A 17217-nucleotide genomic window follows, 5' to 3' on the forward strand; every position below is an offset into this window, starting at 1 on the left:
CTCTGTCCTAAATGCAACTGAACACGGCCCCGCGTGTTGGGGCCGTGCTGCTCATCGAGCCTACCAGTCGTTGTGTTGTGAGGCACAACCGTTATCTGTTCGTTGCCGACAGTTCGGTTGGGCCGTACGTCGGCTCCTTGCGCTTGAGCCATCCGCACACCGCATACGTGACCGGCATGACGACAACCTCGACGAGAACCTTCCAGACGAATCCGACGACCGTGTATGACGCGAACGACGAAAAGGTGGTGAAGCCCAGGGCGGGGGCGGCGATCGCGCAGAACACAATGGTGTCGGCAGCCTCGCCGACCACCGTCGAACCGAGCAGGCGCGCCCATAACCGGTGCTCACCGGAGCGTTCCTTCATCCGCACCAGGACATAGGAGTTCAGGAATTCGCCGACGAGATAGCCGGCCAGACCGGCGAGAAGGATCTGTGGGATCACGCCGGAGACGGTGTGGAAGGCAGTCTGCAGTTCGTGGGTCTGGGCCTCGGTCACCGGGTCCGACATCGGCAAGTGGTCGGCCAGCCAAAGGCTCGCCGACGCGACCAGCAGGATCGCGAAGCCAAGGGCGATGACGCGTCGCATCGCGCGGAACCCGTACACCTCGCTGATGACGTCGCCGAGTACGTAGGCCAATGGGAACAGGAAGAATGCTCCATCGGTCGGCAGGCCGTTGACGTGCAGTGGGCCCACATCGAAGGTGAGCCACGACCCGAAGAACACGGCTGGGCGCGACGCCGTGACATTGCTGATCAGCATCACGCCGACGAACAGGCCGACGAGCACGGGGAAATAACGGCTCCCGGTCGCGGCGAAGTAGGCGCGGTGGGGCCGGGCGGCGGTCTCGGTCACCTGTCGTCGTCTCGCGAGGTGAGGTAAGGCGGCACCGTCGGCCCGCAGCCGAAGACCTCGCCGGTCACCGGGCGAGCCGAGGTGTGCACGGTGGCGCGGACGCCGACTCGGGGCGCGGTTCCCGCCTCGACCAGGACTTCGCGCCGGCCGACCTCACTGCCGTCTTTGGCTCGGGCCCGGATCACGCAGGACACCGGTAGCGCCGGATCCGACCGGCTGACGGTGAATTGGACGTCGACTGTGTTGGGGCCGGTGATGAAGTAGCCCGTGCCCTCGCCGGAGACGTCCGGACTTCCGAACTTCTGGAAGCCGAGGACGGCCAGCGCCACACCCGCTGCCACGACCACCCCCGTCAGCACCAGGAACCATTGGCGCCGCGATACCGACGATCGCTGGGCCGGGTAGGTGGCGCGGGGTCCGTATGCGCCCCCGTCGGATGCGTTCACCCGTCAATACCTACCATGAACGCATGGCCAGACTGATGGCGGTTCACGCGCATCCCGATGATGAATCCAGCAAGGGCGCGGCGACGATCGCGCGCTACGCGGCCGAAGGCCACGACGTCCTCGTCGTCACATTGACCGGTGGCGAGCGCGGCGACATCTTGAATCCGGCGATGGATCGGCCGGGAATCTTGGAGAATCTTCCACAGGTGCGTCGCGACGAGATGGCCGAGGCGGCCGCAGCACTCGGCGTCTCGCAAACCTGGCTCGGCTTTGTCGACTCCGGACTTCCCCAGGGTGATCCGCTGCCGCCGGTGCCGGAAGGATCGTTCGCAACGGTGCCGCTGGAGGAGTCGACCGAGGCGCTGGTGCGCGTGGTCCGCGACTTTCGGCCGCACGTGATGGTCACCTACGACGAGCACGGCGGCTATCCCCATCCCGACCACATCCGATGCCACGAGGTTTCGGTGGCCGCCTACGAGGAGGCTGGGGATCCCGGCGCCTTCCCCGGCACCGGCGATCCGTGGACCATTAGCAAGCTGTACTACACCCACGGATTCATCCGCGACCGAATCTTGCGCTTCTCCGAAGAGTTCGACCGCCACGGGCGGGACAGTCCGTTCAAGGAGTGGCTGGAGAAATGGGATCGCAATGGTGGCGACATGATGGGCCGGGTCACCTCCCAGATCGTTTGTGCGGACTATTTCGGGCAGCGCGACGACGCATTGCGGGCGCACGCCACGCAGATAGATCCGAATGGGTTTTTCTTCGCAGTACCCTTGGAGTGGCAGCAGCGCTTGTGGCCGACCGAAGAGTTCGAGTTGGCGCAGACACGGGTGACGACGTCGATCCCTGAGACCGACCTGTTCACCGGGATCGAGGAGTGATGAGTCCGACGATCGCGATCGTTGCATCGAATCTGACGGAGTTGCTCGCCGTGCCGGTGGACACCACCAAGGGCCCCGAGTTCGGCAAGGCCTCCCCGTTGGGGCTATTGGTGATCCTTGTCCTGCTGGCGGGAACGGCCTTGCTGATCCGTTCGATGAATTCGCAACTCCGCAAGCTCCCCGAGTCGTTCGACGCCGACCACCCCGGGCCCGACCAGGCCTTCGACGAGGGCACCGACGACGTCGGTGCCACTCATGACGGTGCCACTGATGACGGCGCCGGCGGCGTCGATGCGACCGGCGGCCCGACACATTCCCCGTCGTCGGAGAAGTAGTCGGCCGCGATGGTCAACCGACTCGTCGATGCGACGAGCCCCTACCTGCGTCAGCACGCGGACAATCCCGTCGACTGGTGGGAGTGGTGCCCCCAGGCCTTCGTCGAGGCGGCGCGCCGGGACGTGCCGGTCCTGCTATCGGTCGGGTATGCGGCCTGCCACTGGTGCCATGTGATGGCCCATGAGACGTTCGACAATCCTGTGCTGGCCGCACAGATGAACGATGGGTTCGTGTGCATCAAGGTCGACCGCGAGGAGCGCCCCGACATCGACGCGGTCTACCTGGGCGCGACGATCGCGATGACCGGTCAGGGCGGCTGGCCGATGACGTGCTTCCTGACCGCAGCGGCCGAGCCCTTTTACTGCGGCACCTACTTTCCACCGCGGCCACGGCACGGGCAGCCCGGTTTCGGTGAGTTGTTGACCGCGATTTCGCAGACGTGGAATGAGCGCCCTGACGAGGTCGGCAGGGTGGCCGAGCAGGTGCGCGGCCAGCTGACCCAGGCGGCTGCCGGATTGCCCGCCGCGACGACCTCCGTCGACGCCGGTTTGGCCAGGGTTGCGGTCGCCGCATTGATCGCCGACGAGGATCGCGTCCACGGCGGGCTCGGGCGCGCCCCGAAGTTTCCGCCGTCGTCGACGATGCTCGCGCTGCTGCGCCACGACGAACGGGTGGGATCGCCGGCGGCGGTCGACGTCGTCGTGCGGGCCGCGGAGGCGATGGCGCGCGGGGGGATCTACGACCAACTGGCCGGCGGGTTCGCGCGCTACGCCGTCGACGAGGCGTGGGTGGTGCCGCATTTCGAGAAGATGCTGTACGACAACGCGCTGCTGCTGCGCTGTTACGCGCAACTCGCGCGGCGCGATAGCCAGGGCCTGGCCGGACGGGTGTGTGAGCAGACCGTCGCGTTTCTCGACGAGGCGCTGGGCACGCCCGGTGGCGGGTTCGCGTCATCCCTGGATGCGGATGCCGGCGGCGTGGAGGGTGCGACCTATGTGTGGACCCCGGCGCAGCTGATCGACATTCTCGGCCCCGTCGACGGCGCTTGGGCGGCGGCGGTGTTCGGGGTGACGACGATCGGGACCTTCGAGGCGGGGGAGTCCACCCTGCAGCTTGCGCATGATCCCGACGACCCCGAGAGATTCGGCCGGGTGGTCGCCGCGCTGCGCACCGCGCGCGACCGCCGGCCGCAGCCGGCCCGCGATGACAAGGTCGTCACGGTGTGGAATGCGCTCGCGATCACCGCGCTGGTCGAGGCTGGGGTCGGACTGAACCGGCCCGAGTGGGTGGTGCGGGCCGCTCGCTGTGCCGACGTGCTGCTGGACGGGCACCTCGTCGGCGGGGAGGTGCGCCGGGTGTCGCTGAACGGCACCGTCGGCACGCCGGCCGGTATGCTCGACGACCACGCGGCCCTCGTCGTCGCGCTGCTCTCCCTGTTTTGTGCGACTGGTGAAGATCGCTGGTGTGTAGCGGCAATCGGCGTGCTGGACCGAGCCATCGACAGCTTCGCCGATGTCGCCGAACCCGGCTCGTGGTTCGATGCACCCGCCGGCGGCGGGCTCATCGTGCGCCCGCGCGACCCGGCTGACGGCGCCACGCCGGCGGGCGCGTCGCTGATGGCCGAGGCCCTGCTGATGGCGTCGATGCTGTCCGGTCCCGACACCGCCGGTGGGTACGCGGAGTTGGGCGCCCAGACACTGGCGCGCGCGGCGGTGCTGTTGGCGAAGGCGCCGCGTGCCGCCGGACATTGGCTCGCGGTGGTCGAGGCCCAGCTGGCCGGACCGATGCATGTGACCGCGTCGTCGGCGGCGAAGCTCGCCCTTGCCCGTCGGCTCGCCCCGGGCTGCGCCGTCGTGACCGCGGCCGCCGCAGTCGGCCTCGCTGCCGATGAGCTTGCCGATCAGCCCGCCGACACCGTTCTCGTCTGCCGGGGAACGACCTGCTCGCTGCCGTTGGCCGATCCCGACGAGATCCGGCGTGAGTTCGGCAATTTTCGTCCGTCCTAGGGGTCGGTGTGGCCACGATGTCCTCAGTTACCCCGACCGGAGATGATTTTGGTACGGTGAGCGACGTGAACAACACCGTGCGCGCCTATTGGCGCTTTACCGTGGCTCTGGGTGAGCCCGCGGTGAAGCGCTAGTTTCGCACGCACGTCCACATCCGGAGCCCCAAGCAGCGACCATTTTGGTTGCTGCTTCCTTGTTTTCAGGGCTCCGACGCGGGGCCCGAACCGGTACCCACGCGAGAGGCAATCAAGTGACCACCACCCCCGACCTGCATGCGCACCCGTCGACGTCGGATCGGCGCATCCGGGCATTCCGATCGATCCCGACGCCGGACGCGCTGCGCAGCGAACTGCCGTTGACGGCACGCCGGGCCATTGCCGTCTCCCGTGACCGGGAGGAGATCGCCGACATTCTGGCCGGGCGCGACGACCGACTGCTCGTCGTCGTCGGGCCGTGCTCAATCCACGATCCGCTTGCCGCGATCGACTACGCGCGGCAGCTCGCGCCGCTGGCCGATGGGTACGCCGATCGTCTCAAAATCGTCATGCGGGTGTACTTCGAGAAGCCGCGCACCACCATCGGGTGGAAAGGGCTGATCAACGATCCGGGCATGGACGGCACCTTCGACGTCGAGCGCGGCCTGCGGACCGCCCGGGCACTGCTGCTCGACATCATCGACCTCGGATTGCCCGTCGGTTGCGAGTTCCTCGAGCCGAACAGCCCCCAGTACATCGCCGACGCGGTGGCCTGGGGTGCCATCGGTGCCCGGACCACCGAGTCGCAGGTGCATCGGCAGCTGGCCTCGGGTTTGTCGATGCCGATCGGGTTCAAGAACGGTACCGACGGCAACGTCCAGGTCGCCGTCGACGGGGTGAAGGCGGCCGCATCGGAGCACGTGTTCTTCGGACTCGATGATTTCGGCAACGGCGTCGTCGTGGAGACGGCGGGCAACAACGACTGCCACGTCATCCTGCGCGGCGGGACCGGCGGGCCGAACTACGACGCCGGCTCCGTCGCCGGCGCGGCGGGCGTGCTGGGCAAGGCGGGACTGCCGGCGCGGGTGATGATCGACGCCTCGCATGCGAACTCGGGGAAAGACCACCTGCGGCAAGCGGTGGTGGCCACGGAGATCGCCGACCTGGTGTCGGCCGGTGCGCCGGTCAGCGGGGTCATGCTGGAGAGCTTCCTCGTCGGCGGAGCGCAGTCGCCGGACGCACAAGACCTCGTGTACGGCCAGTCGGTCACCGACAAGTGCATGGCCTGGGATGCGACCGAGGAGGTGCTGCACACGCTCGCGGCGGCGGGCACCCACCGCTGACGGGGACTGCGGCGCAGCATCAACCAGCCGGCGGCGGCTGGGTGGTGAAGTACTTGGCCAGGTGGTTAGCGCGCAGTTCCGGGGGGAGCGGGGCCGTCGTCTCGCAATAGGTGACCGCGGGTTCGGTCAGGACCAGTCCGGTTGCGGGGGAGCAGCGGCGGATATCGCTGGTGCCGACGATCTTCCCGGTCACCAGCCAGGTGCGAAAGCCGCAGTCGCGCGCCGCGGCCACCGATCCGCCGCGGTCGCCGCCCACCGGATAGCAGCGGCCGGGGTGCAGGACGGGCGCCGCACACATGACTCCCCACGCGGACATGTGCTGGAAGCCGCGGCCGTTGCTCGACGTCGCCCGGATCCGGCCGGGCATCCTCAGATCCTTGGTGCCATCCGCGCAGGTCACCTCATCGAGGGTTGGCGTGTCCAGGTGGTGCGAGATCACCGTGTAATTGGCCCGTGGGTCGTCGCACGGGACGGTCGGTGTTCGGGGCGCCGGGGTCCCTCGGCCGGACATCAACTGGTGCAACGGGCCGTAGGCCATCCGCTCGACGCAGGTGCCGATGGCGGCGTCGTCCCAGAACGTGCCACTGCGGTGGTGCACGTACCAGAGGCGTCCCCCGACGATCAGCGCCGCGACCAGCAGCACCGCGCCCAAGCGCTGCCATCGCGGATCCATGCGCTCAGCCTACGTCTGCACGACAACCGACTCCTGCTGCGGTTCGGGGGTGCTGCGCCGGCCGATCATCGTGTCGAGAGCGAGAAACACCAGCAGCGGAAGGCCGAGCAGCGGGACGAACCAGCCGACGAGTAGCACGCCGGCGAGCAGTGCCGCGTACGCGATCCGGGTGGCCGGCGTTGCGCTCGCGGCGATACTGCGCCAGGTACTGCGGCTCGGTGCGTCACCCGGCTGCGTGCCGGGACCGCGCCGCCACCACATGAGATAGCCGCGGACGATGACGGTCAGGAGCAGGATCGCGAGGGCGAACAATGCGAGGGCACTGGCCAGGCCGAACAGGATGCCCATGTGCAGCTGGATCGCCCAGTCGGTCAGCTTGGCCGGGAGCGACCAGTCGGAGAACGGCAGCCGCGCCGTCACCGCCATGGTGTTCGGGTCGACGGCGATGGCGTCGACCGAGAACCGCCAGGGCTGTCGGGTCTGCGTGATCGTGACCGCACCGTCGGGTCCGGTGGGCAACGCCACCTCCACCCGGCCGTCGAGTCCCTGCTCGCGGGCCACGACCAGCAGGTCGTCGAGCCGGGAATCGAGGGCCAGTGGCGAGATTGCTGCGCTGCCACCCGATTCATGGTGGTGTGCGGTCGGCAGCGTGGTCGGCAGGGTGGGCCGCTCCCAGTCCAATGCAGTGCGCAGCTCGGCGATGTTGGCCCCGGCATAGCGCGACCAGGTGAGTCCGGTCGCGGACAGGAAGACCAAGCCGACGACGAGCCACACGCCGACCGCGCCGTGCCAGCTCAGCGTCCGGCTGCGCTTGGTGCCGCTGCGCTCTACGGCGGCGACCCGCCACCACGATGTACCGCCGGCGCGACGGCGGGTGCGGAACCGGTCGACCCACAACGCCAAGCCGCCCAGCGCGACCACCCAGAGCCACGATGCGGCGAGTTCGCTGTAGAGGCGGCCGGGTTCGCCGAGGTGCAGGGTGCGGTGCAGCTGGGAGAGCCAGGCGCGCAGCGGCAGCGCGCCGTTGCTGCCGTAGGTGACGGTTTCGCCGAGGACCGCGGCCGACACCGGGTCGACGAACAGGGTGCGGCGCTCGGATTCGCCGAGGCTGGTGTCGGTGACATACACCCGGGTCGTCTCACCCGGTGCGGCAGCGGGTTCGATCGCCGTCACCGCGGCACCGGGGTGCTGCCCGCGCGCGCTGGCGACTTGCTGGGCGACACTGCGTGCCGGTCCGTCGGAGTCGGTGTGCAGCAGGTGGCGGTAGACGACGCGTTCCGCGGTGGGGGCCACCGCGTAGAGGCCACCGGTGATGGTGGCGATGATCAGGAAAGGTGCGACCAGGATGCCGGCATAGAAGTGCAGGCGACGGATCATGGGCAGGAGTGGACGGACCACGGTGACGACTCGATTCGGTAAGGGGCGCACACCGGCCGGGCCGCCACGATGGTGGTCGGCGAGATTGTGGTGCGCTGGATTCAGGGGTGGACGGCTGCGGCGTGCACCGGGGGACCGCGCCTGATGTGTTGTCCGGCGGCGTCCCGGTTGCTGATGCGTGGGGCGTCGGACAGGACCAGTGCCCACAGGCGGGCCCCGGGGCGTACGAGTCGTGTTCGGGTGCGCAGAAGTCGGTGCAGCAGGGCCAGGGCGCGCCGGGCGGCCCGATCGGCGGCGTCGACCACGGCGACCCCCAGCACAAGGGCGACGAGATGCCCGGCGATCATCGTCGATGTCGGCGCTGGTATCGGATGCGCTGAGCCGATGGACAGGGTCAGGTGGCCCACTGCCTGCGATGCGGCGAGGATGGCCGTCAGCCGGCACAGCGTGGGCCGGCGCGAGGTGCTGGCCACCGCGCCGAGGACACCACAAATAGCGGTGACGAAGACCAGGCTGCCGATGCTGGGAATGTCGGCCGGCATGGCAACGGTGTGGCCCGCGATCGCGGCGGACGCCGCGAACGCTCCGACGGCCACGCCGCGCACGGTTCCCCGGACGCGATCGGTCCCCGGGGCTGCGACGGCCAGCATGCGATGAGTCTAAAGCGGCGCCGACGGGCATTGCCCGGCAGGCTCACGGCCCGGCCGGGGTCAGCGCAGGAGCAGCAGCCAGATCGCCGTGTAGTGCGCCAGCGCCGCGATCACCGTGCACGCGTGGAACACTTCGTGATGGCCGAAGGTCTGCGGCCACGGGTTCGGCCAGCGAACCGCGTAGAGGATTCCCCCGACGCTGTACAGCAGGCCGCCGACGGCCAGCAGCGAGATGATCAGCCATCCCGAGTATTCGATCAGGCTGGTCGCCTTGATGATGATGACCCAGCCGAGGCCGATGTAGAGGGCGACGCCGAGCCAGCGCGGTGCATCGGGCCAGGCGACCTTCAGTGCCATGCCGGTCAGCGCCCCACCCCACACGATGCCTAGCACCCACCAGCGCGTGGGCGCGGGCAGGGCGAGGTAGGAGAACGGCGTGTAGGAGCCGGCGATGAACAGGAAGATCATCGAATGGTCGGCCCGCTTCATCAGCCGTTCGGCACGCGGTGACTTCCATTTGTGGCGGTGATAGGTCGCGCTGACCGTGAAGAGGCCGAAGGCGGTGAATCCGTAGACCAGACACGCCAGGGCGGCTCCGATGCCCTTGAGGTGCGTGGCGCCGGCGACGAGGGTGATGACGGCAAGGGTCGACACCCAGGCCGAGTATTGGTGGATCACGCCGCGCAGCCGCGGCTTGAACTCCAGCTGCATCGGTGCGGGGATCTCGGGGATCATGAACCTACGGTAGCGTAGGTTGTCTCGCGCTCCGCGTCTTTCGTGTTGGGTATCACTGGCGGCGCGTACGCTGAACAACGATGAAAATCATTCCGGACACCCTGCGTACTCCGATGTACGCGGTCTATGAACGACGGCTCACGCAGCTGTTGGACCGGAGTCGGCTGCCCAGACATGTGGCGATCATTTGCGATGGCAACCGGCGCTGGGCTCGCGAGGCGGGGTTCGAGGATGTCAGCCACGGTCACCGGGTGGGTGCGGCGCGCATCGCGGACATGCTGTCCTGGTGCGACGAGCTCGGCATCGGCACCGTCACCATCTACCTGCTCTCGACGGAGAACCTCGCTCGCCCCTCCGAGGAACTCGACGCGCTGATGGAGATCGTGCCGGATATCGTCGACGAGATCTCGGCGCCAGAGCGCGGCTGGCGGGTGCGTCTCGTGGGCAACATCGACCAGTTGCCCGCTGTCGCGGCGCAGCGGCTGAAGACGGCGGCCGACCGGACCGTCCGCCACGATGACCGGCTCAACGTGAACGTCGCGGTCGGCTATGGCGGGCGTCAGGAGATTGTCGACGCGGTGCGCGATCTCCTCGCCGAGCACATCGCCAAGGGCGAGTCCGACGACGACCTGGTTGAGGCCGTCACCGTCGATGCGATCGACCGCAACCTCTACACGAAGGGGCAGCCGGATCCCGATTTGGTCATTCGCACCTCGGGCGAACAGCGGTTGTCGGGCTTCCTGCTGTGGCAGAGCGCCTATTCGGAGATCTGGTTCACCGACGCGTACTGGCCGGAGTTCCGCCGGGTCGACTTCCTGCGGGCCTTGCGCGACTTCGGCGCGCGGAATCGCCGATTCGGCCGTTAACCGCGAATCGGCTGGTAGTCACATAGATTGGGCCTATGTACGACGACGCCGACGCGTGCGAGGCAACTGCTGGACTCGGCGATTTCGAGTTCGAGCGCAAATTCCTGCTGCGCGAGTTGCCTGCTGCGGCGGCCAGCGACCCCTCGCCGACCCTGATCGTGCAGGCCTACGTCTTTGCCGACGACGGGTTCGCGGTGCGGGTGCGCATCAGTGGACCGGTTGACTCGATCGACCTGGATGCGCCGCCGCGGCGGTTGGCGCAGACGCTGACCGAGCGCCCCGATTCCCTGGGCACGCTCGGCGCGAAGGGGCCGGCGGTGGCGGGCACGCGCTATGAGGCCGAGCGTCAGATCGATGCCTTGGTCGCCGGCTCTATCGCGGCCAGGTCGTTGGCGCTGATCGCGAAGGTCCGGTACTCGATCTGGCTGGGCGAGGACGGGTGGGTCGTCGACCGGTTCTTGGCCGACAATGCGCCGCTTCTGGTCGGCGAGGTCGAACGGGCGCGGCCGGTCACCGATCTGGCGATTCCCGATTTCTGTGTCACCGAGGTGTCGGAGGATGCGCGCTTCGGCAACGAGTATCTCGCACATCATCCGTTTCCCGCCTGGGCCGACGAGTTTGCCGACGAGTATCGGCTACTCGGCCCGGGCTTCATGCAGACGCTGGGTGAAAACCGCTTCGACGGTGAACCCCGCTGAGCGGAGGGGGAGTCCGGGCCGGTGAGTGGATCGCAGATCCACTCCGGGCCGGCCAACGGCCGCTCGATGACGCCCTAGCGTGCTGCTAGCGCCGCGTCGATGTGGTCCAGCAACGGATCTGCCGTGGTGGCCGTCAGCCATCTCCGGTAGCCGAACTCGACGACGGCCAGCACGGTCGTGACCAGGACGCCGGCCCGCAGGTCGTCGGGATCGGTGAGGTGCAGGCGTTCGGCGGTAATCGCCATGAGTCGTGCCCGATCGTCGTCGTCAATCATTCGAACGCGGTCGAGGATGCCCGGTACGTCGGCGATAATCTCGCGCCACCGCGATGGAGCGGTGTCACGGATTGACTGCGTTTGCTCGCGGATCGCCGAGATCAGGTCTGCCTCCGGCGACGAGGTTTGGGTGGTGCGGAATCTTTCGACGATGGCCGCACTGCTGGCCCTGATCGGGCGCAGCAGCAGGTCCTCTTTGGTCGGGACGTGGCGGTAGTACGTGCTGGCCGACACCCCGGCGGCAGCAGCGATCTGGTCGGTGGTGACCGCGTCGTACCCGTGTTCGGTGAACAGGCTTAGCGCGGCGATATCGATCGCCCGGCGCACGTGTTCACGCTGTCGTGCGCGCAGGGGGGAACTCATCGCCTCACTCTGACACAGAGCGCGACCAACCCTTAATGTGATAGTAACTGTCATATGGAACGAAACTATCAAAATGGTGATGTGGTGCAAGAAGTTGACGTGGTAGTTGTCGGGTCTGGCGCGGCCGGGATGGCGGCCGCGATCACCGCGGCCCGCAGTGGACTCGACGTGGCCCTGGTGGAGAAGTCGTCACGGTGGGGTGGATCGACGGCCCGGTCGGGCGGCGGGATCTGGATCCCGGGCAACGACGAGCTCGTGGCGAATGCGGGTGCGGACACCCTCGACGACGCGCGTCGCTACCTGCACGCATTGGCCGGCGGGGACGTCGATGAACGCCGGATCGATACATTTGTCGATCGCGGAGCCGAAGCCCTGCGGGCGCTGTGTGACTGGGCGCCGCTGCGGCTGATGTGGGTCAAGGGGTATTCGGACTACCTGCCGGAGAAGCCCGGCGGACGGGCGGCCGGCCGATCGGTGGAACCGCGGCCGTTCGACGTGCGTGCGCTGGGCGACGACTACGCCACGATGGAGCCGTTCTACACCAAGACACCACTCAATGTTGTGGTGGCACAAGGGGATTACAAATGGTTGAGCACCGGAATGCGTCATTGGCGCGGCCCGCAGCGGATGGTCAAGATCGGTGCCCGCACGATGCTGGCGAAGCTACGCGGACAGCGCCTCGTCGGCATGGGTGGGGCGCTGGTTGCCGCGCTGATGGTCGGAATGCGTGACGCTGGCGTGGACATTCGGCTGGGGTGCGGGATGGCCGAGCTGATCGTCGACGATGACCGGGTGACCGGCGTGCTACTCGACGATGGGACGCGGCTGACCGCCCGTCGCGGAGTGATCCTCGGGAGTGGCGGCTTCGATCACAATGCGGCGATGCGCACGCGCTACCACCGACCGCCGGCAGGTGCGGACCTTTCGCTGGGCGCGGCGTCGAATACCGGTGACGGGATCGTTGCGGCCACGAAACTCGGTGCTGCGGTCGACCTGATGGATGATGCCTGGTGGGCACCGTCCATCCCGCTGCCAAGTGGTCCATGGTTTGCGCTCGCCGAGCGCTCGCTGCCTCGCAGCATCATCGTCAACGATCGCGGCGCCCGGTTCATGAACGAGTCGTTGCCGTATGTGGAGGCCACCCATGCAATGTTCGGTGGGCCGAATGGCAGCGGGCAGGGTCCGGCACAGAATCTGCCGGCCTGGCTGATCTTCGATCAGGGCTATCGCGATCGATACCTGTTCGCCGGACGCGCGGCGAAGGCGCCGCTGCCCAAGCGTTGGTTCGACAGTGGTGCGCTCATCCGGGCCGACTCGGTGACCGAACTCGCCGCGCGGCTGGCGCTGCCCGACGGTGCGCTCGAGGCGACGATCGACCGGTTCAACGTTGCGGCCAGAGGCGGCGTCGACGACGAGTTCGGCCGTGGTGAGTCGGCGTATGACCATTACTACGGTGACATCACCAACAAGCCGAATCCGAGTCTTGGGGAGCTCGTGCGCCCGCCCTTCTACGCGGCCTCGATCGTGCCCGCGGACTTGGGCACCAAAGGTGGGGTCATCACCGACGAACGGGCCCGGGTCCTGCGCTCCGACGGTTCGCCGATCGTGGGACTCTATGCGGCGGGCAACGTCTCGTCGGCGGTGATGGGCCACACCTACGCCGGTCCGGGCGCAACGATCGGACCGGCCCTGGTCTTCGGGTATCTGGCCGCGTGCGATCTCGTCGGATGAGTGCGGTGGCCCGGGCCGAGGTTGCAGATGTGGCGCGATTTCCCGAGCCGAGATGCTGGGTGAAGAACGTCGCTGCGTGAAGAATGTCATCTTGTCTAACCGGGCCTGCGAATCAAGACTGAATACGTGGATCAGGTTGGCTGCGAAGGAGGAGTGTCATGAAGGTCGTGGTCGTCGGGGCCAGCGGAACGATGGGCAAATACGTCAGTGACCGGCTCGAGCAGCGGGACGTTGAGGTTGTCCGTGCACATCGGGGCAGCGGGGTCGACGCGCAGTCCGGAACGGGGCTCGCCGACGCGCTCGCCGGCGCGGAGATGGTGGTGGACTGTCTCAACGTGACGACGCAGTCGGCGCGGACGGCGAAGACGTTTTTCAGTACCGCGGCCGGCAACATTGCCGACGCCGCCACCGCGGCCGGGGCCCGGGTGGTCTGTCTATCGATCTGCAACGCGGCGGATCCGGCGGTCAATCGTCGAATGGGCTACTACCAGGGCAAGGCTGCGCAGGAAGCGGTCTATCGGGACCGGCTCGACGACCGGTTGACGATCGTGCGCACCACCCAATGGTTCGAGTTGGCGGACACGGTGAGCAAGCAGCTGGCGCTCGGACCGGTCGCGGTGATGCCGCACATGATGACGGCACCGCTGGCCGCCGCCGACGGCGCCGAGGTGATCGTCGAGCAGGTGCTGCAGCCGGGTCCGGCGGTCCTCGAGGTGCGCGGACCGCGGCAACTCGACCTCGTCGAGGTGGCGCGAGCCCTCTGGGCGGCGCGCGGAGAGCATCGGATCGTCGTGCCGATCCGGTTCGGGGGCGCGGCGATGCGCAACGGCGGCCTGATTCCCGACCACCCCGATGTCACCACCGGGACGACGCTGGATCAGTGGCTCACAGCTTCCGCAGGCGCACCCGATTGATCGAGTGATCGGTGTCCTTGCGCAGGACGAGGTCGGCGCGGGGACGGGTCGGGAGGATGTTGTCCACCAGGTTCGGCCGGTTGATCGAGGTCCAGATGTCGCGAGCGGCAGCGGTTGCCTGCACATCGTTGAGTCCGGCATAGGAGTGGAAGTGTGAATTGGGGTCGGCGAAGGAGGTGGTCCGCATCTGCAGGAAGCGCGAGACGTACCACTTCTCGATGTCGACGGTCTTCGCATCGACATAGACCGAGAAGTCGAACAGATCCGAGATCTGCAATGTTCGGCCGGTCTGCAGCACGTTCAACCCCTCGATGATGAGGATGTCGGGCTGGCGGACGTAGTGCCGCACATCGGGGACGATGTCGTAGGTCAGGTGCGAGTACACCGGCGCGGTGACCTCGCGGGCCCCGGATTTGACCTCGGTGACGAAGCGCAGCAGGCCGCGGCGGTCGTAGGACTCCGGGAAACCCTTGCGGTGCATGATTCCGCGCCGTTCGAGCTCGCGCGTCGGGTAGAGAAATCCGTCGGTGGTGACCAGATCGACCTTCGGGTGGGTGTCCCAGCGGGCCAGCAGCGTGGCCAGCAGGCGGGCGGTGGTCGACTTGCCGACTGCGACGCTGCCAGCGATCCCGATGACGAACGGCACCTGGCGCGAGGTCTGCAGTTCGCCGAGGAACGTCGATGTCGCGGCGTAGAGGCGTTGCCGGGCGGCAACGCGCAAATGGATGAGGCGGGACAGCGGGAGGTAGACGTCGGCAACCTCGGCGAGGTCGAGTCGCTCGCCGATACCCGCGATTGTGTCGAGTTCACCCTGGGTCAGCACCATCGGCATCGCCTCGCGCAATTCGCGCCATTGCCTGCGGTCGAGCTCCAGGTACAAGCTGGGGTCGCGCCCCGAGGTTCGTTTCACCCGCGGCCCCGGTCGGGTCGGGTCCGCGCTCTTCGCTGCGTGATACCGGACGGCATTGGACAAGCCTATTTCCCCCGCGCCGACACCCGCCACGCGGGAGGGGCGATTGTGGAATGCTCGGCACCGTGAACGTCCACGACGACGACGAGATCGTCACCGAATACCTGCGCATTGGCCTGGCCTTCGACCTCCTCGAAGAAGGATTCGTCGACGCCTACACCGGCGACCCCGGGCTACGCGCGCAGGTCCGTGACGAGGGCGTCCCGGACCCGGTGGTGCTGGGCCGTCGCGCCGCCCAGTTGCGCGATCGACTGCCCGCCGGTCTGACGCCGGCGCGGGCCGCCTTCGTCTCCTCGCACCTGCGGGCGCTGGAGTGCTCCGCCGCCCGGTTCGCCGGCGAGGACGTCGGATTCGTCGACGAGGTGAGTGCCTACTTCGACGTCGACATCATGCCGCAGGATCCCGACGCCTATCGCCGGTCGCATCGAGAGTTGGCCGACGCCCTCGGCGTCGCCGACGACCCGGAAACGCTGCGCGGTGCCTACCGCAGCTATCAACGGGCCAACGAGATCCCCGCCGAACGGCTGGGCGACTGCGTGCGGGCGTTCGCGTCGGCCCTGCGCGACGAGGTGCGCAAGACGGTGGACCTGCCGGTCACCGAGACGGTGGAGTTCGAAATCGTCGCCGACCAACCGTGGTCCGGATTTAACTACTACCTCGGCGACTACACCTCGCGGGTCGCGATCAACACCGATGTGCCCCAACACCTGTCGTCGCTGCCCCACCTGATCGCGCACGAGGCCTATCCCGGCCACCACACCGAGCACTGCCGCAAGGAGGAAATCCTCGTCGGCGGCGGCCAGCGCGAGCAGACCATCTTCCTGGTCAATACGCCGCAGTGCCTGATGGCCGAGGGACTCGCCGATCATGCGTTGCGCGCTGCCCTTGGGCCGGACTGGCCGCACTGGGCGGCGGCGGTCTACGCCGACCTCGGCCTGCGATTCGACGCGCAGCGGGCGGCGGCGGTGGGCGAGGCGACCGCCGGGTTGCTCGCGGTGCGCCAGGACGCCGCGCTCATGCTGCACGATCGCCATGCCGATGCCGTCGAGGTCACGCAGTTCCTCGCCCGATGGCTCCTGGTCAGTGAGGATCGTGCCCGGCAGATGCTGCGCTTCCTCACCTCGCCGCTGTGGCGCGCATACATCAGCACCTACGTCGAGGGGTACCGACTACTCGGGGAGTGGCTCGATGCCGGTGCCGACCGGCCGGTGCGATTCGCCCGGCTCCTCGACGAGCCGCTGACCCCGGCGCGGCTGCGGGCGGAGTTGTCCCACTAAACTCGCCGGTATGGCTGAGGCGAATGAGGCAACGTCGGTGAATGCGATGTCCCTGGCGGAGCTCGATCCCGATGTCGCCGCGGCGATGAACGGCGAGCTTACCCGGCAGCGCGACACCCTGGAGATGATCGCGTCGGAGAATTTTGTGCCGCGCGCGGTGCTCCAGGCGCAGGGCAGTGTGCTGACTAACAAATATGCCGAGGGCTATCCGGGACGCCGCTACTACGGCGGGTGCGAGTACGTCGACGTCGTCGAGGACATTGCGCGCGACCGGGCCAAAGAGTTGTTCGGCGCCGAATTCGCCAACGTGCAGCCGCATTCGGGGGCGCAGGCCAACGCCGCAGTGCTGATGTCGTTGATGGAGCCGGGGGAGACGCTGCTCGGTCTCGACCTCGCCCACGGTGGTCACCTCACGCACGGCATGCGGCTGAACTTCTCGGGCAAGCTCTACGAGAACGTCTTCTACGGCGTGAGCAAGGAAGACTTCCGCATCGACATGGACGCGGTGCGCAAGATCGCCCTCGATACCAGGCCGAAGGTCATCTGCGCCGGCTGGTCGGCGTACCCGCGGACTCTCGACTTTGCCGCGTTCCGCGCCATCGCCGACGAGGTCGGCGCCTTCCTGTGGGTCGACATGGCCCACTTCGCCGGGCTGGTTGCGGCCGGGCTGCATCCCAACCCGGTGCCGCATGCGGACGTCGTCTCGACGACTGTGCACAAGACGCTGGGCGGGCCACGCTCCGGGCTGATCCTGGCGAAGAAGGAATTCGGCAAGAAGCTCAACTCGGCGGTCTTCCCCGGCCAGCAGGGCGGACCGTTGATGCACGTGATCGCCGCCAAGG

The 17217-nt window shown here is 67.8% G+C and carries 18 protein-coding genes; 10 read left to right on the forward strand and 8 right to left on the reverse strand.

Annotated elements, in window-relative coordinates:
• Nucleotides 1-91: 91 nt before the first annotated feature.
• Nucleotides 92-856 carry a queuosine precursor transporter gene (locus B4M62_RS00445; RefSeq protein WP_290703561.1) on the reverse strand — a complete coding sequence of 255 codons (765 nt, stop codon included), beginning with the start codon at nt 854-856 and terminating at the stop codon, nt 92-94.
• On the reverse strand, nt 853-1302 hold the full coding sequence (locus tag B4M62_RS00450; protein WP_290703563.1) for a DUF4307 domain-containing protein: 450 nt from the start codon (nt 1300-1302) through the stop codon (nt 853-855). The genes B4M62_RS00445 and B4M62_RS00450 overlap by 4 nt, the downstream gene beginning before the upstream one ends.
• Nucleotides 1303-1325: 23 nt before the next feature.
• Between B4M62_RS00450 and mca the strand changes: the two genes are divergently transcribed.
• From mca to B4M62_RS00470, 4 genes are all read left to right on the forward strand, one after another.
• On the forward strand, nt 1326-2186 hold the full coding sequence (gene mca / locus B4M62_RS00455; RefSeq protein WP_290703565.1) for a mycothiol conjugate amidase Mca: 861 nt from the start codon (nt 1326-1328) through the stop codon (nt 2184-2186).
• The gene (locus B4M62_RS00460) at nt 2186-2521 is read left to right on the forward strand and encodes a hypothetical protein (protein ID WP_290703567.1); all 336 of its coding nucleotides are present in this window, start codon (nt 2186-2188) and stop codon (nt 2519-2521) included. Before mca ends, B4M62_RS00460 begins: the two co-directional genes overlap by 1 nt.
• Before the next feature lie 9 nt (nt 2522-2530).
• Entirely contained in the window at nt 2531-4528 is a 1998-nt protein-coding gene (locus B4M62_RS00465) for a thioredoxin domain-containing protein (protein ID WP_290703570.1), read from the forward strand.
• Between the two features lie 250 nt (nt 4529-4778).
• The gene (locus B4M62_RS00470) at nt 4779-5846 is read left to right on the forward strand and encodes a 3-deoxy-7-phosphoheptulonate synthase (protein ID WP_290703572.1); all 1068 of its coding nucleotides are present in this window, start codon (nt 4779-4781) and stop codon (nt 5844-5846) included.
• A gap of 19 nt (nt 5847-5865) precedes the next feature.
• Here the strand turns inward: B4M62_RS00470 and B4M62_RS00475 are convergent, their stop codons facing one another.
• The 4 genes from B4M62_RS00475 to trhA all read right to left on the reverse strand — a co-directional run bounded on the left by B4M62_RS00475 (nt 5866) and on the right by trhA (nt 9281).
• A complete protein-coding gene (locus B4M62_RS00475) occupies nt 5866-6519 on the reverse strand; it encodes a hypothetical protein (protein WP_290703574.1) in 654 nt (217 codons plus the stop codon).
• Between the two features lie 9 nt (nt 6520-6528).
• A complete protein-coding gene (locus B4M62_RS00480) occupies nt 6529-7896 on the reverse strand; it encodes a PepSY-associated TM helix domain-containing protein (RefSeq protein ID WP_290703576.1) in 1368 nt (455 codons plus the stop codon).
• Nucleotides 7897-7997: 101 nt separating this feature from the next.
• A complete protein-coding gene (locus B4M62_RS00485) occupies nt 7998-8546 on the reverse strand; it encodes a hypothetical protein (RefSeq protein WP_290703578.1) in 549 nt (182 codons plus the stop codon).
• A gap of 60 nt (nt 8547-8606) precedes the next feature.
• Nucleotides 8607-9281, reverse strand: coding sequence for a PAQR family membrane homeostasis protein TrhA (gene trhA, locus B4M62_RS00490; RefSeq protein ID WP_290703580.1), 675 nt, complete (start codon nt 9279-9281; stop codon nt 8607-8609).
• An 80-nt stretch (nt 9282-9361) separates the two neighbouring features.
• Between trhA and B4M62_RS00495 the strand changes: the two genes are divergently transcribed.
• Together B4M62_RS00495 and B4M62_RS00500 are read left to right on the forward strand one after the other, a co-directional pair.
• The gene (locus B4M62_RS00495; protein WP_290703582.1) at nt 9362-10147 is read left to right on the forward strand and encodes an isoprenyl transferase; all 786 of its coding nucleotides are present in this window, start codon (nt 9362-9364) and stop codon (nt 10145-10147) included.
• Nucleotides 10148-10182: 35 nt separating this feature from the next.
• Nucleotides 10183-10845 carry a hypothetical protein gene (locus B4M62_RS00500; protein WP_290703584.1) on the forward strand — a complete coding sequence of 221 codons (663 nt, stop codon included), beginning with the start codon at nt 10183-10185 and terminating at the stop codon, nt 10843-10845.
• A 74-nt stretch (nt 10846-10919) separates the two neighbouring features.
• Here B4M62_RS00500 and B4M62_RS00505 read toward each other — a convergent pair whose 3' ends face one another.
• Nucleotides 10920-11483 carry a TetR/AcrR family transcriptional regulator gene (locus B4M62_RS00505; protein WP_290703587.1) on the reverse strand — a complete coding sequence of 188 codons (564 nt, stop codon included), beginning with the start codon at nt 11481-11483 and terminating at the stop codon, nt 10920-10922.
• 54 nt (nt 11484-11537) lie between these two features.
• On the opposite strand from B4M62_RS00505, the gene kstD reads away from it, so the two are divergent.
• Entirely contained in the window at nt 11538-13214 is a 1677-nt protein-coding gene (kstD, locus tag B4M62_RS00510; RefSeq protein ID WP_290703589.1) for a 3-oxosteroid 1-dehydrogenase, read from the forward strand.
• A gap of 158 nt (nt 13215-13372) precedes the next feature.
• A complete protein-coding gene (locus tag B4M62_RS00515; RefSeq protein WP_290703591.1) occupies nt 13373-14128 on the forward strand; it encodes an SDR family oxidoreductase in 756 nt (251 codons plus the stop codon).
• Here B4M62_RS00515 and coaA read toward each other — a convergent pair.
• Nucleotides 14100-15038: a type I pantothenate kinase gene (gene coaA, locus B4M62_RS00520; protein WP_290703593.1), complete on the reverse strand. Its 939-nt coding sequence runs from the start codon at nt 15036-15038 to the stop codon at nt 14100-14102. The two genes, B4M62_RS00515 and coaA, sit on opposite strands and share 29 nt — an antisense overlap.
• Before the next feature lie 113 nt (nt 15039-15151).
• Here coaA and B4M62_RS00525 point away from each other — a divergent pair, with 113 nt between their 5' ends.
• Entirely contained in the window at nt 15152-16375 is a 1224-nt protein-coding gene (locus B4M62_RS00525; RefSeq protein WP_290703595.1) for a DUF885 domain-containing protein, read from the forward strand.
• 46 nt (nt 16376-16421) lie between these two features.
• Nucleotides 16422-17217, forward strand: a 796-nt coding sequence (glyA, locus tag B4M62_RS00530) for a serine hydroxymethyltransferase (protein ID WP_290703625.1), incomplete at its 3' end; no start/stop codon positions are given.

This window comes from Gordonia sp. UBA5067 (genome assembly GCF_002414845.1).
Lineage (GTDB): Bacteria > Actinomycetota > Actinomycetes > Mycobacteriales > Mycobacteriaceae > Gordonia > Gordonia defluvii.